23 protein-coding genes are annotated in these 21,026 nt (G+C 68.1%); 13 read left to right on the top strand and 10 right to left on the bottom strand.

Annotated elements, in window-relative coordinates; all coding sequences use genetic code 11:
* The first annotated feature begins 27 nt into the window (after positions 1-27).
* From KBY88_RS04555 to msrA, 8 genes are all read left to right on the top strand, one after another.
* Positions 28-1,083 carry a hypothetical protein gene (locus KBY88_RS04555; RefSeq protein WP_254938718.1) on the top strand — a complete coding sequence of 352 codons (1,056 nt, stop codon included), beginning with the start codon at positions 28-30 and terminating at the stop codon, positions 1,081-1,083.
* Complete coding sequence (purC, locus tag KBY88_RS04550; protein ID WP_254938717.1) at positions 1,080-1,835, top strand: phosphoribosylaminoimidazolesuccinocarboxamide synthase; 756 nt, start codon at positions 1,080-1,082, stop codon at positions 1,833-1,835. The genes KBY88_RS04555 and purC overlap by 4 nt, the downstream gene beginning before the upstream one ends.
* A gap of 64 nt (positions 1,836-1,899) precedes the next feature.
* Entirely contained in the window at positions 1,900-4,239 is a 2,340-nt protein-coding gene (locus tag KBY88_RS04545; protein WP_254938716.1) for a BamA/TamA family outer membrane protein, read from the top strand.
* Positions 4,239-5,090, top strand: a complete 852-nt coding sequence (gene lpxC / locus KBY88_RS04540) for a UDP-3-O-acyl-N-acetylglucosamine deacetylase (RefSeq protein ID WP_254938715.1) — start codon at positions 4,239-4,241, stop codon at positions 5,088-5,090. Before KBY88_RS04545 ends, lpxC begins: the two co-directional genes overlap by 1 nt.
* A 5-nt stretch (positions 5,091-5,095) precedes the next feature.
* The gene (gene fabZ, locus KBY88_RS04535) at positions 5,096-5,551 is read left to right on the top strand and encodes a 3-hydroxyacyl-ACP dehydratase FabZ (RefSeq protein WP_254938714.1); all 456 of its coding nucleotides are present in this window, start codon (positions 5,096-5,098) and stop codon (positions 5,549-5,551) included.
* Between the two features lie 4 nt (positions 5,552-5,555).
* Positions 5,556-6,380 (top strand): acyl-ACP--UDP-N-acetylglucosamine O-acyltransferase, encoded by an 825-nt coding sequence (gene lpxA / locus KBY88_RS04530; protein ID WP_254938713.1) that lies wholly within the window; start codon positions 5,556-5,558, stop codon positions 6,378-6,380.
* Complete coding sequence (lpxB, locus tag KBY88_RS04525) at positions 6,377-7,582, top strand: lipid-A-disaccharide synthase (protein WP_254938712.1); 1,206 nt, start codon at positions 6,377-6,379, stop codon at positions 7,580-7,582. The genes lpxA and lpxB overlap by 4 nt, the downstream gene beginning before the upstream one ends.
* On the top strand, positions 7,583-8,227 hold the full coding sequence (gene msrA / locus KBY88_RS04520; protein ID WP_254938711.1) for a peptide-methionine (S)-S-oxide reductase MsrA: 645 nt from the start codon (positions 7,583-7,585) through the stop codon (positions 8,225-8,227).
* A 360-nt stretch (positions 8,228-8,587) separates the two neighbouring features.
* Here msrA and KBY88_RS04515 read toward each other — a convergent pair whose 3' ends face one another.
* The 5 genes from KBY88_RS04515 to KBY88_RS04495 all read right to left on the bottom strand — a co-directional run bounded on the left by KBY88_RS04515 (position 8,588) and on the right by KBY88_RS04495 (position 12,523).
* On the bottom strand, positions 8,588-8,821 hold the full coding sequence (locus KBY88_RS04515) for a hypothetical protein (RefSeq protein ID WP_254938710.1): 234 nt from the start codon (positions 8,819-8,821) through the stop codon (positions 8,588-8,590).
* A 32-nt stretch (positions 8,822-8,853) separates the two neighbouring features.
* The gene (locus tag KBY88_RS04510; RefSeq protein WP_254938709.1) at positions 8,854-10,347 is read right to left on the bottom strand and encodes a leucyl aminopeptidase; all 1,494 of its coding nucleotides are present in this window, start codon (positions 10,345-10,347) and stop codon (positions 8,854-8,856) included.
* Between the two features lie 58 nt (positions 10,348-10,405).
* Positions 10,406-11,065 (bottom strand): GIY-YIG nuclease family protein, encoded by a 660-nt coding sequence (locus tag KBY88_RS04505; protein WP_254938708.1) that lies wholly within the window; start codon positions 11,063-11,065, stop codon positions 10,406-10,408.
* Positions 11,066-11,740, bottom strand: coding sequence for a ComEA family DNA-binding protein (locus tag KBY88_RS04500; protein WP_254938707.1), 675 nt, complete (start codon positions 11,738-11,740; stop codon positions 11,066-11,068).
* Between the two features lie 78 nt (positions 11,741-11,818).
* Positions 11,819-12,523 carry a response regulator transcription factor gene (locus tag KBY88_RS04495; protein WP_254938706.1) on the bottom strand — a complete coding sequence of 235 codons (705 nt, stop codon included), beginning with the start codon at positions 12,521-12,523 and terminating at the stop codon, positions 11,819-11,821.
* Between the two features lie 99 nt (positions 12,524-12,622).
* Here KBY88_RS04495 and KBY88_RS04490 point away from each other — a divergent pair, with 99 nt between their 5' ends.
* The 4 genes from KBY88_RS04490 to KBY88_RS04475 all read left to right on the top strand — a co-directional run bounded on the left by KBY88_RS04490 (position 12,623) and on the right by KBY88_RS04475 (position 15,481).
* On the top strand, positions 12,623-12,946 hold the full coding sequence (locus KBY88_RS04490) for a DUF1825 family protein (RefSeq protein WP_254938705.1): 324 nt from the start codon (positions 12,623-12,625) through the stop codon (positions 12,944-12,946).
* 37 nt (positions 12,947-12,983) lie between these two features.
* On the top strand, positions 12,984-14,285 hold the full coding sequence (gene tyrS, locus KBY88_RS04485; RefSeq protein WP_254938704.1) for a tyrosine--tRNA ligase: 1,302 nt from the start codon (positions 12,984-12,986) through the stop codon (positions 14,283-14,285).
* A 59-nt stretch (positions 14,286-14,344) separates the two neighbouring features.
* On the top strand, positions 14,345-15,073 hold the full coding sequence (pyrF, locus tag KBY88_RS04480) for an orotidine-5'-phosphate decarboxylase (RefSeq protein ID WP_254938703.1): 729 nt from the start codon (positions 14,345-14,347) through the stop codon (positions 15,071-15,073).
* Between the two features lie 255 nt (positions 15,074-15,328).
* Positions 15,329-15,481: a hypothetical protein gene (locus tag KBY88_RS04475; RefSeq protein WP_254938702.1), complete on the top strand. Its 153-nt coding sequence runs from the start codon at positions 15,329-15,331 to the stop codon at positions 15,479-15,481.
* A gap of 103 nt (positions 15,482-15,584) precedes the next feature.
* On the opposite strand, the gene KBY88_RS04470 is transcribed toward KBY88_RS04475, so the two are convergent.
* The 5 genes from KBY88_RS04470 to hpf are packed head-to-tail and all read right to left on the bottom strand — an operon-like array spanning position 15,585 to position 20,285.
* Positions 15,585-16,802 (bottom strand): glycosyltransferase family 4 protein, encoded by a 1,218-nt coding sequence (locus KBY88_RS04470; protein ID WP_254938701.1) that lies wholly within the window; start codon positions 16,800-16,802, stop codon positions 15,585-15,587.
* A gap of 29 nt (positions 16,803-16,831) precedes the next feature.
* Positions 16,832-18,118: an MFS transporter gene (locus tag KBY88_RS04465; protein WP_254938834.1), complete on the bottom strand. Its 1,287-nt coding sequence runs from the start codon at positions 18,116-18,118 to the stop codon at positions 16,832-16,834.
* A 47-nt stretch (positions 18,119-18,165) separates the two neighbouring features.
* Complete coding sequence (gene recO, locus KBY88_RS04460) at positions 18,166-18,996, bottom strand: DNA repair protein RecO (RefSeq protein ID WP_254938700.1); 831 nt, start codon at positions 18,994-18,996, stop codon at positions 18,166-18,168.
* The gene (gene deoC, locus KBY88_RS04455) at positions 18,993-19,685 is read right to left on the bottom strand and encodes a deoxyribose-phosphate aldolase (RefSeq protein WP_254938699.1); all 693 of its coding nucleotides are present in this window, start codon (positions 19,683-19,685) and stop codon (positions 18,993-18,995) included. The genes recO and deoC overlap by 4 nt, the downstream gene beginning before the upstream one ends.
* Before the next feature lie 33 nt (positions 19,686-19,718).
* A complete protein-coding gene (gene hpf, locus KBY88_RS04450) occupies positions 19,719-20,285 on the bottom strand; it encodes a ribosome hibernation-promoting factor, HPF/YfiA family (protein ID WP_254938698.1) in 567 nt (188 codons plus the stop codon).
* Between the two features lie 51 nt (positions 20,286-20,336).
* Here hpf and lipB point away from each other — a divergent pair, with 51 nt between their 5' ends.
* A complete protein-coding gene (gene lipB / locus KBY88_RS04445; protein WP_254938697.1) occupies positions 20,337-21,017 on the top strand; it encodes a lipoyl(octanoyl) transferase LipB in 681 nt (226 codons plus the stop codon).
* Positions 21,018-21,026 lie beyond the last annotated feature (9 nt).

Genomic DNA, 21,026 nt, shown 5'->3' with positions numbered 1-21,026 from the left:
GCTGTTCCTTCCCCTCTTTACATGCCGATGCGCAAGGCCGGCCTGGTCCTGGGCCGCTCCGTTCCAATCAGGCCGAGGGCGCCGGGCCCCAAGGCGGCCGTTGTCGCCCTGCTGATGATGCTCTGGGCCTTGCCCCCCTGGGTCAGGGCCCAGGGCAGCCCTGGGCGGCCCGCCGCCGCGCCAGCTGCTACGGCTGTGCCCCTGGCTCCTGCCGCGGCACCGCTTGAGGCGATGGCCGAGCCGTTGTTCCAGGCGGTGCTCAAAGACGGCGATCTGGCCGAACTGGAACAGGCCTGCCAGGACGCGGCCCACTTCGATCGCAGCGAGCGCCTGCGCCAGCTGCGGGACCGCTTGCTGGTGGTGCGGCCCATCCCCCAACCGCTGACGGTGGTGCTGGCCAACGCCAATGCTCTGCTGAGCTGCAAGGCACCGGAAACGTCCCTGACGGTGCTGGACCGCTACGGGCCTGGCGCTGGCGCCGAGCGGACCCAATGGCTGATTCAGGTGTGGCGCGGCGCCAGTGCTGCCCTGCTGCATCGCCGGGCCGCAGAAGCCCTCACCCGCCTGGCAGCAGGCAACCTGGCGAGCCTGGAAACCATGGCCCTACCGTTGCTGCTGAGGGAGGACGGCACCCTCGCCACCCGTCCCGCTCTCGATGTGCTTGCCGAGCACCTGCAGGTGCTCGGGGAGAACGATCAGGCGGCGCGGGTGCTGTTGGCGGGTCGGATGCCCGGCACGATCGCCGCCGAGCGCCTGGCCCGGGCCGCCCAACTGATGGCCACGCTGCCCCTGGCGGAGCGCGACCGGATGATCGAAGCGGCCCTTGACCAGGCGGCCGCCGTGGGCGCCTGGGGGTTGGCCTCGGAGTTGCTGGAGCAGCAGCGGCTGCAGGCGCTCAGCGGTGGCGGTGATCCGGCCCGCGCCCTGGCCCGGCACCTGCGCCTGAGCCAGCGCATCGACGATGCCTACGGCGAATGGCTGCTGCGCAGGCAGGACCCTTCCCAGGCCGCGCGTGCGCAGGTCCTCGAGCGTCGGGTCCGCTCCCCACGAGAATCCGGCGGTCATGCCATCCCGCCCCCATGAGCGCGCTCGAAATCGGTCAACTGCTCTACGAGGGCAAGGCCAAACGCGTTTTCAGCAGCGCCGATCCAGAGCTGGTTCTGGTGGAGTTCAAGGACGATGCCACCGCCTTCAATGCCCTGAAAAAGGCCCAGCTCGCGGGCAAGGGCACCCTGAATTGCTGCATTTCCGCCCTGCTGTTCGAGCGGCTCGAAGCCGCCGGGCTTCCCACCCACTACCGGGGCCTGTTCAGCCCCAACTGGATGGTGGTGCGGCCGGTGCGGATCGTTCCCATCGAGGTGGTGATCCGCAACGTCGCGGCCGGATCGCTCTGCAAGCAGATGCCGATCGCCGCCGGAACGCCCCTTGATCCGCCCCTGCTTGATCTCTATTACAAGGACGATGCCTTTGGCGATCCCTTGCTCACCGAGGCGCGCCTGATGATCCTGGGCCTGGTCAGCGCTGATCAGCAGGCCGAGATCGAGGTTCTGGCCCGGCGGGTGAATCAGGTGCTGCTGGCGTTCTTCGCTGCCGTTGGCCTGCGGCTGGTGGATTTCAAGATCGAACTGGGCTTCACCAGCACGGGCGCCCTGGTGGTGGCCGATGAGATCAGCCCTGACACCTGCCGCCTCTGGGATGTTCACGTGGAGGACAGCCAGGAGCGCATCCTGGACAAAGATCGCTTCCGGCAGGATCTGGGCGGCGTGGTGGAGGCCTACGGGGAGGTCCTCAAACGGGTCCAAGGGGCGTGTCCGCAGGCCCGCGTCTACCAGTAAGGTCAGCCCACTTTGCGGCCTCGGCCGCCTTGCTTCGAAACCCATGGCCGGCAACCGCGAAACCATGAACCGCTCCTTCCGGTTCCGCGGGTCGAAGGGCTTCCAGGCCGGCAAGTCCCTGGGCGCTCTCTCTTTTGGGCTCGTGGCCCTGTTGGCTCCAGACCGGGCTCTGGCCCAGCCGGCCAGCTCCCCGGGCCCAGGGGGCCCCGCGGCGCAACCCGCCGCTCCCACGGCCCAGCCGGTCCAGGCTCAGCCAGCCCAGACCCAGCCCGGCACTCCCCAGCCTTCAACGCCCCAGTCCCAGCAGTTCGAGCCCAGCCCGGGTCCGGCCCCCGCGGGGCCACCAACGGGCGGGAACTTCACCCCCAGCCCCACTGAGCCGCGCGTGCTGATCAGTGAGGTGGCGGTCAAGGGACTGGATGGCCACCCCGAACAGGAACGGCTGGAGCGGGCCGTCTACGACGCCATGGCCACCAGGCCGGGTACCCGCGTCAGCCGCAGTGAACTGCAGAACGATCTCTCGGCGGTCTATGCCACCGGCTGGTTCTCCGATGTGCGCATCCAGCCCACCGACAGCCCCCTGGGCGTGAAGCTGGTGGTCAGCGTGGCCCCGAACCCGGTGCTGCAGGCGGTTGAACTCGATCCGCCCAAGGCCAAGATGCCCGCCAGTGTGATCAAGGACACCTTCGCCGCCGACTACGGCAAGACCCTCAATCTCAACACGCTCCAGAGCCGGATGCAGGAGCTGCAGCGCTGGTACTCCGACAAGGGCTTTTCCCTCGCCCGTGTCACGGGACCGAGCCGGGTGAGCCCGGAGGGGGTGGTGCAGCTGGAGGTGCGGGAGGGCTCCGTGAGCGGCGTGGAGGTGCAGTTCCTCAACAAGGAGGGATCGGCCACCAACGACAAGGGCCAACCGATCAAGGGCAAGACCAAGCCCTGGGTGGTGAGCCGTGAGATCTCGATCAAGCCCGGCGAAGTGTTCAACCGCCGTCAGCTGGAAGAAGACATCAAGCGCCTCTACGCAACCGGCCTGTTTGGGGATGTCAAGGTGACCCTCAGGCCTGTGCCTGCCAAGCCCGGCGAAGTGGTGATCGTTCTGGGCGTCGTCGAGCAGTCCACAGGCTCCCTCTCCGGCGGCCTGGGCTACAGCCAGAGCCAGGGTGTGTTTGGCCAGATTCAGCTCCAGGACAGCAACCTGGCCGGACGTGCCTGGGACACCTCGTTCAACTTCACCTATGGCCAATACGGCGGCCTGGCGGACATCTCCTTCACCGATCCCTGGATCAAGGGTGATCGCTTCCGTACCGCCTTCCGGGCACGGTTGTTCCTCAGTCGAGATGTTCCTCAGATCTTCCAGAGCCAGAACAACGGCAACTTCAGCACCGTTTCCGACGTCTCCTCGAATTTCTACCAGGCGCCGTCCACGGCTGTTGCGAACAACATCTTCAGCAGTGACAACCTGGCCGGCTCCACTTACTCCAACGTGCAACAGGCTCTCCAGGCCAACGGTGCCCTGGGGGTCAACAACAACTGGTTCGCCTTCGATGGCAACTCGATCGCGATCCAGCGCATGGGAGGCAGTGTTCAACTGATCCGGCCCTTGAACGGCGGGGATCCGTTCAAGAAGGCCCCCTGGACCGTCGTCGTTGGCTTGAACGCCCAGGAAGTCAGGCCGATGAACTTCTCGGGTGACTCCATGCCCTACGGCGTCACGTCCTTCAACGGTGCCACCACCAACGTTGGCAACGTCATCTGCATTGCCTACAACTGCGCCAGCTCAAACCAATTGGTGGGCATTCGCCTGGCCGCCACCCGTAACACCCTCAACGACCCCCGCAATCCCACCTCAGGCAACTTTCTCAGTCTTGGAACCGAGCAATACCTGAGCGTTGGCCCCAATTCCCCGACATTCAACCGTTTGCGCGGCAGCTACACCCATTTCATTCCCGTCAACTGGTTGAAGTTCTACAAGGGCTGTCGCCCGAAGCGGGGGGAGACCCCCGATTGCAAGCAGGCCCTGGCTTTCCAGGTTTCAGCGGGCGCCAACATCGGTCAGTTGCCGACCTATGAAGCCTTCTGCCTGGGTGGTTCCAACTCCGTTCGTGGCTTCTACGACTGCAACCTGGGGGTGGGCCGGAGCTTCGGGGAGGCCACGATCGAGTACAGATTTCCCCTGTTCAGCATTGTCAGCGGTGAGCTCTTCATCGATGGCGGCACCGCCTTCGGCAGCCAGAAGAACGTTCCCGGCAACCCAGGAGAGTTGCTGGGCAAACCAGGCCAGGGTTTCTCGGTGGGCACGGGTGTGATTGTGACTACACCGGTGGGCCCCCTTCGCCTGGAGGTGGCCAGTCAGGACTTCTCCAGCAACTGGCGCTTCAACCTCGGGGTGGGCTGGAAGTTCTAGTGACCGATTGGCCTGAGTCCTTTCAGCAGGCTTGGACGCTCTCTGGGCCCGTTGAGCGCAGCGGTGTGGGCCTTCACAGCGGCGCCCAGACCCGTGTGCGCCTTGAGGCCTCAGACCGTGTCGGCTACTGGTTGGGCAGTCTGGGGCAGGGGTCCAGTCCCCTGATCCGGCTCCATCCCCATCAAGTCAAGGACACCCGGCTCTGCACCACCCTCCAGGTGGAGCAGCAGCGGCTGGCCACTGTGGAGCATCTGCTGGCGGCCCTGGCCGGAACCGGCCTCACCCACGTGGAGTTACGGGTGGAGGGAGAGGAGGTTCCCCTGCTGGATGGCTCAGCCCAGGGCTGGGTCGAGGCGATCGCCGAGGCGGGCCTGAGCGCCCTGGGGGAGCGGGAGCCCCTGCAGACCCTTCAGGCTCCGATCAGTGTTCACCAGGGTCTGGGTTTCCTCACTGCGATCCCCTGCGACCGTGTGCGCCTGGCGGCCGCTGTGGAGTATCCCCAGGCCGCCATCGGTCGCCAGATGTTCAGCCTCGAGCTCACCCCCAGAAGCTTTGTGAGCGAGTTGGCTCCGGCCCGCACCTTCGGCTTCCGCGATCAGATCGAGCAGCTGCGCGCCGCGGGGCTGATCCAGGGCGGCGCCCTGGACAACGCTCTGGTCTGCGATGGGGATCACTGGCTCAATCCGCCCCTGCGCTTCGCTGACGAACCTGTGCGCCATAAGCTGCTGGACCTGCTGGGGGACCTGGCACTGGTGGGCCTTCCCCAGGCCCAGGTGTTCGCCTACCGCGGCTCCCATGGGCTTCACACGTCCATGGCCGCGGCCCTCGCTGCCCCGTTCCGCCCTTCTTGAGCCGCTTGTCTGTGTCCCCCGCTGGCGCCCCGATCCTCACCAGTGAGCAGATCCTCTCCCTGCTCCCCCATCGCTTCCCCTTCGCGCTGGTGGACCGGGTGATCGAGCATGAACCGGGCAAGCGAGCTGTGGCGATCAAGAACGTGACCCTCAATGAACCTCAGTTTCAGGGCCATTTCCCAGGCCGGCCGCTGATGCCGGGGGTGCTGATCGTGGAGGCCATGGCCCAGGTGGGGGGGCTGATCGTGATCCAGATGCCCGAATTCGAAAAGGGCTTGTTTGTGTTCGCCGGCATCGATGGGGTCCGTTTCCGCCGGCCCGTGGTGCCGGGCGACCAGTTGCTGATCAGCTGCGAGTTGATCAGCCTCAAGCGCAGGCGGTTCGGGAAGGTGCGCGCCCAGGCCACCGTCGATGGCGAGCTGGTCTGCGGCGGAGACTTGATGTTCTCTCTGGTGGACTGAGACGATGACGTCCTCGGCAGTTCAGGTGAGCATTCATCCCACCGCGGTGGTGGACCCCCGTGCCGAGCTGGCAGCAGGCGTGGTGGTGGGTCCCTATGCGGTGATCGGTCCGGATGTGGTGATCGGGGCCGGCAGCACCGTGGGCCCCCACGTGGTGATCGATGGGCATGTGCGCATGGGCACGGGTAACAGGATCTTCCCCGGCGCCTGCATTGGCCTGGAGCCCCAGGACCTCAAGTACAACGGCGCCCCCACCGAGGTGGTGATCGGCGATGACAATGCCATCCGCGAGTGCGTCACCATCAACCGCGCCACCGCAGAAGGCGAGCAGACCAGGCTTGGCAGCGGCAATCTCCTGATGGCCTACAGCCATCTGGGTCACAACTGCCGGCTGGGGGATCGCATCGTGGTGGCCAATAACGTCGCCATTGCCGGTCACGTGGTGATCGGGGATCGGGCGGTGATCGGCGGGGTGCTGGGCATCCACCAGTTCGTCCACATCGGCACCCTGGCGATGGTGGGCGGCATGAGTCGCATCGACCGTGACATCCCCCCGTTTGCGATCGTCGAGGGGCATCCGGGGCGGCTGCGAGGCCTCAATCGCGTCGGCCTGAGGCGCAGCGGCCTTGATCGTCAGGACGGGGGCGACCAGCTCCGCCAGCTCCAGGAGGTCTGGAACCTGATCTACCGGGGCGACCAGGTGCTGGCCGAGGCGCTGCGGCAGGTGCGTGCCCTAGACCTGATGCCACCGGCCGAAGACTTGTGTGCCTTCCTTGAGGCCTCGATTCAGCCCGGCCGCCGTGGCCCCCTGCCTGCCCAGCGTTCATGAGCCGCCTCCTGATCAGCACCGGTGAGGTGTCTGGGGACCTCCAGGGCAGCCTGCTGATCGAAGCGCTCCACAAGGAGGCCCACAGACGTGGCCAGCCTCTGGAGATCGTGGCCCTGGGGGGCGAGCGCATGGAGCGTGCCGGTGCTCAGTTGCTGGCCAACACCGCTTCGATGGGTTCGATCGGGCTGTGGGAAGTGTTGCCGCTGATCCTGCCCACCCTGCGGTTGCAGCGGCGGGTGGGCCGTTGGCTGCGGGTTCATCCTCCTGATGCCCTGGTGCTCATCGACTATGTCGGCGCGAATGTGAACCTGGGCCGCCGACTCAAGAGCCAGTGCCCTGGCATGCCGATCACCTATTACATCGCTCCCCAGGAATGGGCCTGGCGCTTCGGTGAGGGCAGTACCACCCGGCTGATCGCCTTCACAGACCGCATCCTGGCGATCTTCCCCGAGGAGGCCCGCTTCTATGCGGCCCAGGGCGCCAGGGTGAGCTGGGTCGGCCACCCGCTGCTGGACACCCTGGCCAATCAACCCAGTCGCGAGGACTCCCGCCGGCAACTGGGCCTGGAAGGTGATGAGCGTCTCTTGCTGGTCTCACCCGCTTCGCGGGCCCAGGAACTGCGCTATCTGCTGCCCCCGCTGGTGGTGGCGGCTGCTCGGCTGCAGCGCCGTTTCCCGCACCTGCGCGTGATCGTGCCTGCGGGGCTGGCAGGCTTCGAATCCTGCTTGAAGCAGGCTGTGGCGGAGGCTGGAGTTGAGGCCACGGTGTTGGCCGCCGCCGAGGCGAACCGCCTGCGCCCGATGCTCTATGCCGCCGCCGATCTGGCCCTGACGAAGTCTGGAACCGTGAACCTGGAGCTGGCCCTGCGCGGCGTGCCCCAGGTGGTGGGCTATCGGGTGAGCCGGCCAACGGCGTTTGTGGCCCGTCACCTGCTCCGCTTCGCGGTGCCCCACATTTCACCGGTCAACCTGGTGCTGGGCGAGCGTCTGGTGCCGGAGCTGCTCCAGGAACGCCTCACCCCCGACGCGATCGCTGCCGCGGCCGTGCCGCTGCTGGAGGAGGGGCCGGCTCGCCAGAGCATCCTGGAGGGCTATGGGCGGCTGCGGGCGGCCCTGGGGGAACCAGGGGTGACCCAGCGGGCGGCGGCGGCGATCCTCGACCAGCTGCCGGCTGCCGCTGTTCCCTCCACCTCGGCGGCCTGAATGGGCCGCTCCGCCGCGATCCTGCGTCCGCTGGCCCTTGCGCTGGTCCTCCTGCTCGCCCTGGCGGCCCCGGCCCAGGCAGCGATCGAGGAGGCGATCTTCGCAGGGGGCTGCTTCTGGTGCCTGGAGCACGACCTGGAGGGTCTCCCCGGGGTGCTTGAGGTGGTGAGCGGCTACAGCGGCGGTGCCGGGGCGCGCCCCAGCTATGCCCAGGTGTCGGCGGGAGGTACCGGTCACCAGGAAAGTGTCAAGGTGCGCTTTGATGGCGCCCGCCTCAGCTATCCCACCTTGCTGCGTTCCTATTGGCGCCATGTGGATGCCCTCGATGGGGGCGGTCAGTTCTGTGACCGGGGTGATTCCTACCGGCCGGTGATCTTCACCCAAGGCCCGAAGCAGGCGAAGGAAGCCCGTGCAAGTCAGGTCGCTGCGGGGCGTGAATTGCAGCGGTCGCCTGCGGCGCTGAAGGTGCAGATTCGCTCCTCGGCACCGTTTTGGCCCGCCGAGGCTTATCACCAGAACTTTGCGGAACGCAACGCCCTCAAGTACAACTACTACCGCTGGTCTTGCGGCCGTGACCGGCGTCTTGATCAGCTCTGGGGTCGCAGGGCGCGCCGCAGCGACCCCTGGGGTTCAGGCCTCCGTTGAGCTCCATGGCCGCTTTGCGCATCCCCTGAGAGCAGACCACCGAAGCTTGATGGCCATGGGCAGCGGGCCGGCTGGGCGTTGTCGCTTCCGTCTTGAGCATTGGAGCGTCGAGCCGGCTCGAAGTGGCACAGCGCGCTTGCGGTGACTTCGCCGAACCGCCGCTGACGATGGACCGCTGATGAAAAGAGAAGGCCGACAAACCCCTCGGGCGGGCTCCGATGAAAGCCCCAGGCAGGGGGCTGTTGGCCCCGATCTGATTTTGACCTGGTGCGGTGAACGGGCCTGCGGGCCAAACGACTCCCCCGGGTTCACCGCTCGGCCGCTCGGCAGCTTCGGGCTGTTCAGAGCGCCCGGGGCACCTCAGTTGGGGTGGCGGGGGTAGCCACGGAGCAGACCGCTTTCGATCATCAGCCCCACCCCGGCTGTCACACAGATCAAGCTGAGGGTGCCGTACCAGAACCAGGGTCCGTGGGGCTGGCCGATGGCCTGCTGGGTCTTGCGCACCACCGCTTCCCCGAACAGGCAGAGGCCCAGGGGCAGCAACAACACCCCCAGCTGGGCCCTCAGATACCAACGCAGTTTCTGAACAGCCATGGCAGCGGGGTCAGGCGTCAGTGGCTCCCAACCTAAGCCTGGCCTCCGCTGGCCACCCAGTTCACCAGGGTGCGCACGCCGAAGCCCGTCGCCCCGGCAGGATCCAGCCCACGCCCTTTGTCGCTCCAGACCGTTCCGGCGATGTCCAGGTGCGCCCAGGCCAGGTCGGGCCGCACGAATTCCTGGAGGAACAGCGCCGCGGTGATCGATCCCCCTGGCCTGGGGCCGGTGTTCTTGAGATCCGCCACGGGACTCTTGAGGCCCTTTTTGTAGGAGGCCTGCAGGGGCAGGCGCCAGAAGCTCTCGCCCCCGTCGCGGCCCGCCGTCACCAGGGCCGCGGCCAGGGAGTCGCTGGGGCTCCAAAGCCCGGCGATTTCTTCTCCCAGGGCGATCACGCAGGCGCCGGTGAGCGTGGCCAGGTCGACCAGCGCATCGAGCTCAAGCTTGCAGGCATAGACCAGGGCATCCGCCAGGGTGAGGCGGCCTTCGGCGTCGGTGTTGTTGACCTCGATCGTCTTGCCGTTGGAGGCGGTGAGGATGTCGCCCGGGTGGAGGGCATCGCCGCTGATCATGTTTTCGCAGGCGGCGACGATCACGTGCACCTCGATGCCTTCGGGCTTGAGTTCGCCGATGGCCCGCGCTGCTCCGAGCACGGCGGCGCTGCCGCCCATGTCGTACTTCATCATCTCGATCTGCGAGCCCCCCACCTTGAGGTTGTAGCCCCCGGAATCAAACGTGAGCCCCTTGCCCACCAGGGCGACCCGACGACGCACCGCTCCGCTGGGGCGATAGGTGAGATGGATGAACTTGGGCGGCAGACTGGAGGCCCGGGCCACCCCCAGGTAGGCGCCCATGCCCAGGGCCTCACAGTCGGCGCGCTCAAGGAGCTTGAGCTCCAGGCCGAACTCGGCGGCGATGGCGGCGGCGGTTTCGGCCAGAGCCTCGGGGGTGACCACGTTCGGGGGCGCCGCCACCAACTCCCGGGCCAGTTCCACTCCGGCGCAAGTGGCGCCCACGGCCGCCAGGCCCTCATCCAACTCCGGCTCGAAGCCCAGCAGGCTGACCAGCGCAGGGCGGTGCTGGGGCTCAACCTCACTCTTGAAGCGCTGGTCGGCAAAAAGGCTGAGGCGCACGGCTTCCGCGATCGTGGCCGCGGCGGGCGCAGCCTCAAGCCCTTGCCAGGGCATCGCCAGACCCAGGTGATGGGCACCAGCTGCGGAGGCGGCCTTGGCGGCGGCGGCGGCGGCACGGCTCAGGGCGGATCGATCAAAGCACTCGGCATCCCCCAGGCCCACCAGGATCAGGGTGCCGGGGCAGCGCTCCAGCCAGTCAAAGCTCTGGGTTTCGCCTGGCTTGGCCTTGAACCGGCGTCGCTCAAGCCGCTGCTTCAGCCCTGGGCCCAAGCGGGCCTCCAGGCCCTCAAGGATGTTTCCCCCATCACCACTGAACAGTCCCACTGCCAGGGTGTCACCCTCCCCGTCACCGGCCCAGTTGCCGGGATCGGCGGGGGTGCAACGGAACTCCATCGGTGGGCCTGATCGGGCGCCGCGATCGTAGCCAGCGCCGGCGGGGGAACCGGCTCGATCAGGCCTGTTCCGCCTGAAAGGGGGTGGCCCAGCGCTGGCGGGTTTCCTTGTTGAAAGGCGGCTGCCAGCGGCGAATCAGGGCCTGCTCCAGCTCGCGCCGGGGCCGTACGGCGGAGGGCACATCGAACCAGAAGCGGATGCTGAGTCGGCTCCCGAGCCCGGCGCTGCAGGCCGCTTCACCGTAGGCGGCCAGGTAGTCCTTGCAGTCGTGGTCCCCTTTCCAGCGCTGGTCGGCTCGGCCCGTTTCACCCACGTAGAGCAGCAGGGGCGAGGCCAGATGGGGCGGCTGATCGATCACCACGTAGAGGGCCGCTCCCCGCTGGGGGGGGCTGGGCCAGCGCCAGAACTGCAGGTGTTGGGGGGTGAGTGTCAGGGGGGTGAAGGCGGCGGCGCGGGCGCTGGGGTCTCGGGTTGTGGTGTCGGTGGATGGGGCTGGCTCCCCTTCGCCCGCACCGGCCTCGGCGAATAGATCGGCCTGGGCAGGCTGCGGAGGCCTTCCCTCGCCTTCGGCTTCGAACAGTGGGCGCTGGAACGCCGCCAGCCGCTGTTGCCACGGCTCTAGCTGGTGCCGGGCCAACGGCAGTTCCGGGACAGCAGACGCCCCACCCCCGAGGGGCAGGGGGGTTGTGGGGCCGAACAGATCCCCCTGGCGTGCCATCTAGCGGCCGCCGCTGTCGGGTTTCGGCAGGCTGGGCCCCACGGGCCCGGTGCCGAAGCGCACCTTGCCAATCAGCCCCTCCACCACATCGGCGGGCAACTGCAGCCGCTGTTGCAGGTCGGCCAGATCCAGGAACCCCCCCCGCTGACGCTCCCGCAGCAGCCCCTGGATCCGCTCCGCCGCGAGGCCCAGGCACCGCTCCAGTTGATCGCCGCTGGCCTGGTTGAGATCAAGGGGCGCCGCGCCGGAGGTCGCTGCCTCCGCGTACCAGCGGAAGCGCAGCAGCGGTTGCCAGCCCCGCAGGAGCGGCTCCGGCAACTCCAGCAGCCGCTGCAGATCTTCGGGCCCACTCAGCTGCACACCGCCCCGCTGCAGACGCAGGAGTAAGTCCACCTGGCGCGGGGTGCATCCCGGCAGCCGCAACCAGTCGGCGGCGGTGGCCCGGTTCACATCCAGAGACCAACCCAGGGCGGCGGCATGCTTGACCTCGTCGAAGCTGCTCAGGCGCAGGGCGGGGTTCTGGCGCAGTTTCAGGGCCAGAAGTTCGCGCTCGAGCCGATCATCCTCAGGATCGGGCCTGGCTTCAGGCGCGGGGGCGCGTGCTGTCTTCGGCAGCTGACCGGTGGCCACCAGCAGGCGGCGGGCGATGGGATCCAACCAGTGGCCCTTGGCCATGGGCAGGGGATCGCGCTGAACTGGCTGGAAGTTAGCGGCTGCACCGGTGCTGTCACCGTGCGCCGCCGGCAGGGAAACTCAGGGATTCGGCCAGTTCACCAGCTCGTGGCGTAACCCCAGCACCGCGGCATGGGTGCGGTTGCGGGCCTGGAGCTTGAGCAGCAGGTTGCCGATGTGGGTCTTGATCGTCTGTTCGCTGACGACAAGCGCCTCGGCGATCTCGGAATTTCGGTATCCCTTCACCATCAGCTCGAGCACCTCCAACTCGCGGGCGGTGGGGCGATCCAGCAGCTCGCTCCCTTCGCCGCGCTTGCTCTCGCGCAGCAGAACCCTCAACTCAGGATCGATGTAAAGGCCACCGCCCACCAGGGCGCGAATCGCCTCGACCATCGTGCCCAGGCCCATGCGCTTCTCCAGGCAGAGGCCATCGCAATCGGCCTCCACAGCCCGTCGCAACAGCTTGCGGCCGCTCACGTCGGCCAGCAGCACCAGCACAAGGGTGGCTGGATGCCGTTGCTTGACGCTGAGGGCGAGCTCGACGCCGCACCCCTGCTCGAGCCGCTCGCTGGTGATCAAGAGGGTGGGCCGATGCCGCTCCACCAGAGCCAGACCCTCAGATTGGGTGGTGGCGCCGCCCACCAGCTCCGGCCGATTGGGATCGGCCAGCAGGATGCTTAGTGTGCTGCGTTTGCCAAAGCAGGCCAGCACTGTGCGACCAGCGAGCACGGCGTTCAGCTGGGCGTGCGTTTGACGCAACGCTTCCAGTCGGGGCGTGAGATCCATGGCCCAGTTTGATGGGAGCCGGCCCATACGTCTATCCGCACTCCCCAAGGGCCTTGGCGCCAACCACAATCAGGAGCGCTGCTCAAGACTGCTGCTGCGATGCCCTTTTTCGATTCGGAGATCGTTCAGGAGGAATCCAAGCGCCTGTTCACGGATTACCAGCAGTTGATGGCGCTCGGTGGTGACTACGGGAAGTTCGATCGGGAGGGCAAAAAGCTGTTCATCGAGCGGATGGAGGAGCTGATGGACCGCTACAGGGTGTTCATGAAGCGCTTTGAGCTCTCGGAGGATTTCCAGGCCAAGCTCACCGTCGAGCAGCTGCGCACCCAGCTCGGGCAGTTCGGGCTCACCCCCGATGGGATGTTCGCCCAGATGAATCTCACCTTGGAGCGCATGAAGAGTGAGCTGGAGGCGAGCCGCTGAGGGCGGCTTCCTACGATCCGCCCATCGCGGGGTGGGCATGGCGGCTGAGGGTGCGGAAACGCTTGGGGGCGATGGTGCCGTCGCGGCGGTGGCCCAATCCTTGCCAACCTGGCTTCAGCGGGGGGTGGTGGATCTGTTCCCCGCCGGCGAGCAGGAGCACCCCGACCAGCGCCTGAGCGCCCGTCTGGCGGAAGCGCAGCGGCAAGGCCGACCCCTGCGCGTGAAGCTGGGCATCGACCCCACCGGCTCTGACATCCACCTGGGCCACTCGATCCTGTTCCGCAAGCTGCGGGCCTTCCAGGACGCGGGCCACACGGCGGTGCTGATCATCGGCGACTTCACCGCCCGGATCGGCGACCCCACCGGCAAGAACGCCACCCGGGTGCAGCTCTCGGCCGAGGCGGTGGAGGCCAATGCCACCACCTACCTCAGCCAGTTGGGCCAGGGCCGGCCCAGGGAGAGCGCCCTGCTGGATTTCGAAACCCCTGGCCGTCTGGAGGTGCGCCGAAATTCCGAATGGCTCGCCGGCCTGGATCTGCCGTCGGTCATCGACCTGCTCGGCACCGCCACCGTTGGCCAGATGCTGGCCAAGGAGGACTTCTCCAACCGCTACGGCAGCGGCGCCCCGATCGCCCTGCATGAATTCCTCTATCCCCTGCTGCAGGGCTACGACTCCGTGGCGGTGCGCTCCGATCTGGAACTGGGGGGCACCGATCAGAAGTTCAACGTGGCGAGGGGCCGCGACCTCCAGCGCCACCACGGCCAGCGGCCCCAGTTCGCCTTGCTCCTGCCGATCCTGCCCGGCACCGACGGGGTGCAGAAGATGAGCAAGAGCCTCGGCAACACCGTGGGGCTCCAGGAGGATCCTCTCTCCACCTACTCCAAGTTGGAGAAGGTGCCGGATGGGGCGGTGGAGAGTTACCTCACCCTGCTCACCGACCTGGATCTGGCGGACCTGCCGGAGAACCCGCGGGGGCGCCAGAAGGCCATGGCCCTGGCGATCACCGCCGGGCTCCATGGGGAGGCGTCAGCCCGGGCGGCCCAGGCCGACGCCGGGCGGTTGGTGGCGGGCGCCGCTGGGGATGGTGCCGCCGCTGCGGAGGTGCCCGAGGCGTCGCTGGGGCTGGTTCAGTTCCCTGCCAAGGCGTTTTACCTTCTTGCCGCCGTGGGCCTTTGTGCCAGCAGCAGCGAGGCGCGGCGGGCGATCCAGGGTGGAGGCGTGAAACTCGATGGCGAAAAGCTGGTCGATCCCAACCAGGAGTTCGGGGCTGTTTCCGCTTTGGAGGGCAAGGTGCTGCAACTGGGCAAAAAGACCTTCCGGCGGCTGGTGGCGCCGTGATCGACCCCACTGGCTGGGCTCCCAATGCTGGGACTCCCAGGGCTGGGGCTCCCGCTGGTGTGCGCCCCTGCGCGCAGGACCCCGCCGATCTCATCATCCTGGCCCTCGATCGCCCGGATGCTCAGTCCGCCTTGGCCCTGGCCGGCGCCATTCCCGAGCTGCGCTGGGTGAAGGTGGGCCTGGAGCTGTTCACGGCAGCAGGTCCCGATGTGGTGCGCCAGCTGCGCGGCCGCGGCCTGCGGGTGTTCCTCGATCTCAAATTCCACGACATCCCCGCCACCATGGCCGGGGCCTGCCGCAGCGCCGCCCGGCTCGGGGCCGAGTTGATCACCGTGCATGCCTGCGCGGGCTCCGAGGCCCTCGCGGCCGCCCAGGCCGCGGCAGGGGAGGGGGCGAGGGCTGGCGGGCTGCCGGCCCCCACCCTGCTGGCCGTCACGGTGCTCACCAGCTGGGAGTCCGCCCGCTTCGCCACTGAGCTTCAGGTCCAAGAGCCCCTGGAGGCCTACGTGCCCCGGCTGGCGGCGCTGGCGGCCACCGCCGACATCGGCGGTGCGGTGTGCTCACCCCTGGAGGTGGCGGCCCTGCGCGCCGCCCATCCCCAGCCCTTCTCCCTGGTCACACCAGGCATTCGCCCCACCGGCGAGGCCAGGGGCGATCAGGCGCGGGTGATGACTCCCAGCCAGGCGCTCGCCGCCGGTGCCAGCCGCTTGGTGATCGGACGGCCCATCAGCGCGGCGGCCGACCCTGCTGGGGCTTTCACGGCCTGCTGCTCCGAGCTCCGGGAGTGAGGCGGGGCGTCGTTCGCATCCGGTCACAGATCGGAGCCGGTCGGAGGGGATGGCGACCTGGGAACGGTGCCACCATCGCGGTAGTTTCCCGGCCTGCGACCCTTGGAGAACGTCATGAACAAGTCAGTGGCGTCGACCGCTGCCCTTGGGGCCGCGCTCGCACTTGGGCTCCTTCCGGCGCTGGCCCAGGCCCCCAGGTGGGGCACCACGTCCACCACGACCACAGGGGCCAGTGGACGCATCTGGACCCGCTCGGTGAATCGACAGCCTGGTGTGACCCAGGCCACGGTGAGCGGGCCCAACGGCGGGAAGCGCGAGCGGGTGACGACCTACGGCGGAGGATCCTCGGCCACCACGGTCGATTGGTCGCATGGCCGGACCTTCTCGGGCACCACCACTCTCCCCTGAATCGGTGAACCTGGGACGGTCGCTGACCTCTGCTCCCTGGGGCATCGGTTCGGGCTGGCCCAGGCCCGGTGCGTTGGCCCGCAGCCCTGGTGCGGCCGCTGGCTCAGGCGATCAGGGCTTGCTGGGGCACCAGTTCGCGGTAAAGCGCTTCGAGGGCATCGATGTTGCGCGTCAAGGTGTAGCGCTCGAGGACGCGCTCCCGGGCCTGACGGCCAAGTTCGGCCGTGAGGACGGGCTGATCCCGAAGCACCGGCAACAAGGTGCGCAGCTGGGTGGTGACCCCTTGGGTGCTCATCACGATGCCGGCTCCGCCCTCCAGCACCTCGCCGTCGGCGCCGGCATCGGTGGCCACACAGGCGGTGCCGCTCGCCATCGCCTCCAGGAGCGCCAAGGAAAGTCCCTCCACCAGTGAGGGCAGCAGAAACACCTCAGCCGCCTGCAACAGGGCAACGCGTCGGTCCAGATCCGGCTCGTAGCCCCACCAGAGCAGGTCGTCCTCCTCCGCGCCCGCCTGGAGGCCGTTGCGCAGGGGGCCATCGCCGACGATCACCAACAGGCAGCCGGCGGGCCGCACCAGCCGCCAGGCCCGGATCAGGGCCTCGACATTCTTTTCGGTGGAAATCCTTCCCATGTAGAGAAAAACGCGCCGGGGCCCGAGCCGCTGACGCACGGCTGCCAGGGCCGGGCTGGGGTCGAGGGCGGCGGGCCGCCAGGCCTCGATGTCGACGCCGTTGGGGATCACCGCCAGCCGGTCGTCCTTCACGCCCAACCGGGCGAGCACCTCGGCTTGGAGATCGGAGAACACGATCACCCGGTCACAACGGGCCAGGGTGGGCGCATAGAGCTGGTAAGTGAGCTGCTGGGTGCCGGCCGTGAGGTTGCGCAGACCGGCGTCGAAGGCGGGGTGGAAGGTGGCCACCAGGGGCAGGCCCAGCTGCTGGCAGAGATCGGGGAGGCGGAAATCCAGGGGCGAGAGGGTGAGGCTGGCATGCACCACATCCGGCTGCAGGCGCTCCAGCGATTCGCGGAACTCCCGCTGGGCCCCCGGGGAAGGGATGGTGTACACCTGCGACTTGACCAGGTAGGGCAGGGCGACTTCCGGCGACTCACCGGGCTCCGGTGCCGTAGGAGCCCAGTGGAACAGCTGATCGGCCAACTGCCCGAACTGACTGAGCCCTTTGAACTGCTGGGCAGTGGGATTGTCGAAATGGATGAAGCTGATCTGGTGGCCCCGCCCGCGCAGGGCATGGGTGGTGCTGAGGCCGTAGGTGACGTTGCCGCAGAAAGGGGATTTCTTGCCTAGCCAGGCAATGTGAGCCACCGGGGCCGCGCTTCATTCCGACGAAAACGCTAGCAGCGCTCCCACGGACGCTCCAGCAACGCGGCCACCACGGCGAGTCCAGCGAGCACCCAGAGCACCGGCAGCAAGCCATAGCGGCTCACCACCGCTCCCGCCAGCACCAACGGCAGGCTGAGGGCGATGTTGATCATGTTGTTCTGCAGGCCGAACACCTTGCCCCGCAGGCTTTCGGGGGTGTCTTCCTGGATTGTGGTCTGGGCTGGAATCGCCAGCATTGCCGCCCCCACCCCGAGCACCGCGCAAAGGGCGAGGGTGACCACCAGGTTGCCGCGCACCTGCCCGAGCAGGACAAGGGAAAAGGCAATGGTGCCCAGGCCCGTCGCGGCCAGCCGGCGGCGGCTGAAGTCGTGGCCCACCTGGGCCACCCCCACAGCGCCCGAGGCCAGCCCCAGGCCGCTCATGGCCAGCAGCACCCCGAACTGCGTGGGGCCAAGGCTTTCGATCGTGGAGGCCAGGCTGATCGCCAGCACGTAGAGGGCCGCCAGCAGGCTGTAAAGCAGCACCAGTTGCAACATGGCATTGCGCACCGTGGCGCGATCGCGCAGCACCTCAAGGCCCTCGCCGATTTCGTTCCAGACCGTGGTGGTGCTGTCTGGGCGGGGACGCTCTTCGATCTGAATCGTGCTGATCACTAGGGCGGCCGCCCCGTAGCAAAGCGGCAGCAGCAGGAATTCACCGTTCTGCAGACCCACATGGGACAGCAAGGTGCGCAACAGGCGCAGCAGCGGATCGCCCAGGGCAAAGCCCACGATCGTGGCCCCCATGCTGGTGACTTGATAAAGCGAGTTGGCGGCCAGCAGCAACGGCTGGGGCACCAGCAAAGGGATGGCCGCCTGCTCGGCCGGAGCGAAGAACTGGGTGAGCACCGATTCGAGGAAGGTGATCACCACCAGGCCCCAGTAACCCCAGCTCAAGCCCAGCCAATGGGGGCCGTCGATCAGACAGAGGGGCACGAGCAGGGTGAGAACGGTGCGAATGCCATTGGAGGCCACCATCACCTCCCGCTTGGGCCAGCGGTCGGCCCAGACCCCGGCCACCAGCCCCAGAAACATCGCCGGGATGGTGTTGGCGGCATAGATGCCTGTGGCGAGCAGGGTGATCATCTGGGCCCGGGTTTCCAGATCCATGCGCAGCACCGTCGCCGCCTCCGCCAGGGCTCCGCTGCTCTGCGGCGAGTCCGTCACCCAGTACTGGGCGATCAGAAACACCATCAACACGATGTAGAACTTGTCGGCCAGCTGACTGAAGACCTGGCCGATCCATAGCCTCCGGAACATCGGCAAGGCCAGGACTCCCTGGATGCCGGATGGTTGCTCGGTTCCGCTCAAGGGCTCGATGGAGGTGCGGACCCTGATGATGACGCAGCGGGTCCCCGCGGGGAGATGGCCTCGCGCACAAGCCGCCAGGCCCGGGGAGAGCGCCCCAGGTGCTGGCGGCTCCACAGCTCCACGAGATCCAGCAACCGCAGCCACACCGGCAGCGGCCCCATCAAGGAGCCGTCGCGGCAGAGGGGCAGGGCCGGACGGGTGAGCCGTTGCAGCAACGCCAGTTCCGAGGCATTGAGGACCACATGGGCGCCGGCCACGGCGCCAAGGACAAACCCTTCGTCGGGGATCAGGCTGCAGCGCCAGCTCCAGTCGCCTAGGGGTGGCTCCAGCCGCGCACCGCTGCGCATGCAGTGGGCCAGGGGGAGGGCATAGCCCCCGAGGGCCAGCAGCTGCACGCTCCCTTGCACGGCCAGGGCCAGGGCCCCGAGACCTTCCTGGCGCTCCTTGACCACCTGCTCCAGGCGCGCCAGCAGCAGCAGCAGGGTCTCCAGCAGGCCTTCCACCGGTGATCCCTCCGGCACCAGCAGCAAGCTCAGTTCCGCCAGACCCTGGGCGGCGGCCAGCGTCTCGAGTCGCCCGGCCAGGGCGGCGAAACTGCGGAGCACCGTCAGTTGGCGCACCCGGCGCAGCCCGCGGCCACCGCCCACCTGCAGGGCCAGCACCGCCAAGGGGACGGCGGCGGCCAGGGAACTTTTGGGCCGGCGGGCACCGGGGGCGGCCAGGCGCATCTGCCCATGGCTGGCGCTGAGCAGCGTGAGCAGACGATCGTTCTCCCCCAACGGACCGACCTTGAGGACCAAACCCTCAAGGCGATCCTCGCTGTTCACGGCGCCCCGGGTGATGCTGCGGCCTGGGGGCCCCGGCGCAGGGCCTGCATCAGGGCCACGCCGCGGCTGGTGCCCAGCCGGCTTGCCCCCGCCTCCACCAGGGCGATTGCCTGTTCCACATCGGCGATGCCACCGGAGGCCTTCACCGCCGCCCGCCCCCGGGCCAGCTGGCGCAGCTGGAGCACCTGCTCCACCGTGGCCGGTGGGCCGAAGCCGCTGCCGGTCTTGAGGAAGGCGGCGCCGGCGTCGATCGCCACCTCCACCAGTAGGGCCAGGGTTTCGGCGTCGTGGCGGCCCGCCTCCAGGATCACCTTCACCGGCAGGTCCAGGGCCACGATCGCCGCCAGCTCCTCGCAAACCGCCGAGGCGTTGCCATCGGCCAGGCCACCGAAATCCGGCACCACATCCAACTCATCCGCCCCCTGGGCGGCCGCCCATTCCGCCTCCCGTTGCTTGATCTCGGCGGGGATGGCGCCAAAGGGAAAGCCCACCACCGACACCAGCCGCACGGAGGTGGCGGCTCCCAGGCGCTCCCGGGCCACGGGCATCCAGCGGGAGGCCACGCAGACGCCGGCAAAACCGAAGTGGCGGGCCTCGTCGCAGATGCGTTCGATCGCCTCACGCCCTTGGTGGGGGTCCAGCAGGGCGTGGTCGATCAGGGGTGCGAGGTCAGGTCGGTCGCGGGCCACGGCGGGGGTGCGCCCGGACCGGGCGCTGGGGAATCAGGATTCTCGCGGTTGGATCACTCCGAAGCCGCCGTGGTTGCGCCGGTAGACCACCTGAATGCCGCCGCTGGAGCTATCGCGAAACACGTAGAAGTCGTGGTCGATCAGCTCCAGCTGGTGCAGGGCGTCGTCGATGGACATCGCCGGCATGGCGAAGTACTTGCGCCGCACGGCGGGCAACGGCAGTTCGGCCACCCGGCCGGCGGTGAGGTCGCCCCCGATCGGCAGCTCCTCCAGCAACTCTTCGGTGCTGGGGGTGTGGTGGTGATCGTGCTGGCGATCCTTGAAGCGGCGCAGCTGGCGGCTGATCTTGTTCGCCACCATGTCGATGCTGGCGTAGAGGTTCTCGCTGCGTTCCTGGGCGCGGATCACCAGACCGTTGGCGAACACGGTGACCTCAGCCGTCTGCTGGGGCACCCTGGGGTTGCGTGCCACCGAAAGGTGCACGTCGGCCTCTTTGACCAAGCCGTTGAAATGGCCGATCGCCCGACCGAGCTTGTCTTCGGTGTAGTCGCGGATGGCGGCAGTGACCTCCAGGTTGCGACCGTGGATCAGAAGCTTCATGCCAACACTCCTCCTGAGGTTGGGGCTCCCTCACGCTAGGAGCGTTCTCCGATGGACCCGAGGCTCGATGCAATCTGTTTTGAACCGTCGGATCCGGTGCCGTTTGAGCGCGCCTGGGGCTGGCAGCGGCAGCTGCAGCAACGGCTGCTGGAGGACCCCCGGGCGCCTGAGGCCCTGCTCCTGCTGCAGCATTCCCCCTGCTACACCCTGGGCCGCGGCGCCAGTGAGGCGTTTCTGGGCTTCGATCCGCTCGATCCGCCCCTGCCCCTGCACCGCATCGACCGCGGCGGCGAGGTGACCCACCACCTGCCGGGCCAGCTGGTGCTCTATCCCGTGCTCGACCTGCGGCGCCACGGCGCCGATCTGCACCTCTACCTGCGCGAGCTGGAGGGGGTGGTGATCGAGCTGCTGGCGGAGCTGGGGCTGGGCGGCGAGCGGATCGACGGGCTCACCGGGGTGTGGCTGGAGGGGCGCAAGGTGGCGGCGATCGGCGTGGGGGCGAAGCGCTGGATCAGCCAGCACGGCCTGGCCCTGAACGTGGACTGTGCGTTGGAGGGATTTGGGCGGATTGTGCCCTGTGGCCTCCAGAACCGGCCGGTGGGTCGCCTTTGCGACTGGCGGCCGGGGTTGACGGTGGCGGCGTTGCAACCGCGGCTGGTGGCGGCGGCGGCCCGGCGCTTTCGCCTGACGTTGCGCCCACCGCTCCCCACCGAAGGGCTGGAGGGGTTGTAAAAGAAGGGC

The sequence above is a fragment of the Cyanobium sp. Morenito 9A2 genome (genome assembly GCF_024345575.1).
Lineage (GTDB): Bacteria > Cyanobacteriota > Cyanobacteriia > PCC-6307 > Cyanobiaceae > ATX-6F1.
This window is presented reverse-complemented; position numbering and strand designations above follow the sequence as displayed.

Bases quoted from the DNA above. Each gene is read 5' to 3' on its own strand.
- lipB (WP_254938697.1), top strand. From the start codon at position 20,337: ATGGACCCGAGGCTCGATGCAATCTGTTTTGAACCGTCGGATCCGGTG.
- KBY88_RS04555 (WP_254938718.1), top strand. From the start codon at position 28: ATGCGCAAGGCCGGCCTGGTCCTGGGCCGCTCCGTTCCAATCAGGCCG.
- KBY88_RS04465 (WP_254938834.1), bottom strand. From the start codon at position 18,118: ATGTTCCGGAGGCTATGGATCGGCCAGGTCTTCAGTCAGCTGGCCGAC.
- tyrS (WP_254938704.1), top strand. From the start codon at position 12,984: ATGGCGGCTGAGGGTGCGGAAACGCTTGGGGGCGATGGTGCCGTCGCG.
- KBY88_RS04495 (WP_254938706.1), bottom strand. From the start codon at position 12,523: ATGGATCTCACGCCCCGACTGGAAGCGTTGCGTCAAACGCACGCCCAG.
- lpxB (WP_254938712.1), top strand. From the start codon at position 6,377: ATGAGCCGCCTCCTGATCAGCACCGGTGAGGTGTCTGGGGACCTCCAG.
- KBY88_RS04490 (WP_254938705.1), top strand. From the start codon at position 12,623: ATGCCCTTTTTCGATTCGGAGATCGTTCAGGAGGAATCCAAGCGCCTG.
- hpf (WP_254938698.1), bottom strand. From the start codon at position 20,285: ATGAAGCTTCTGATCCACGGTCGCAACCTGGAGGTCACTGCCGCCATC.
- purC (WP_254938717.1), top strand. From the start codon at position 1,080: ATGAGCGCGCTCGAAATCGGTCAACTGCTCTACGAGGGCAAGGCCAAA.
- KBY88_RS04515 (WP_254938710.1), bottom strand. From the start codon at position 8,821: ATGGCTGTTCAGAAACTGCGTTGGTATCTGAGGGCCCAGCTGGGGGTG.
- KBY88_RS04500 (WP_254938707.1), bottom strand. From the start codon at position 11,740: ATGGCCAAGGGCCACTGGTTGGATCCCATCGCCCGCCGCCTGCTGGTG.
- KBY88_RS04510 (WP_254938709.1), bottom strand. From the start codon at position 10,347: ATGGAGTTCCGTTGCACCCCCGCCGATCCCGGCAACTGGGCCGGTGAC.
- msrA (WP_254938711.1), top strand. From the start codon at position 7,583: ATGGGCCGCTCCGCCGCGATCCTGCGTCCGCTGGCCCTTGCGCTGGTC.
- lpxA (WP_254938713.1), top strand. From the start codon at position 5,556: ATGACGTCCTCGGCAGTTCAGGTGAGCATTCATCCCACCGCGGTGGTG.
- KBY88_RS04505 (WP_254938708.1), bottom strand. From the start codon at position 11,065: ATGGCACGCCAGGGGGATCTGTTCGGCCCCACAACCCCCCTGCCCCTC.
- KBY88_RS04545 (WP_254938716.1), top strand. From the start codon at position 1,900: ATGAACCGCTCCTTCCGGTTCCGCGGGTCGAAGGGCTTCCAGGCCGGC.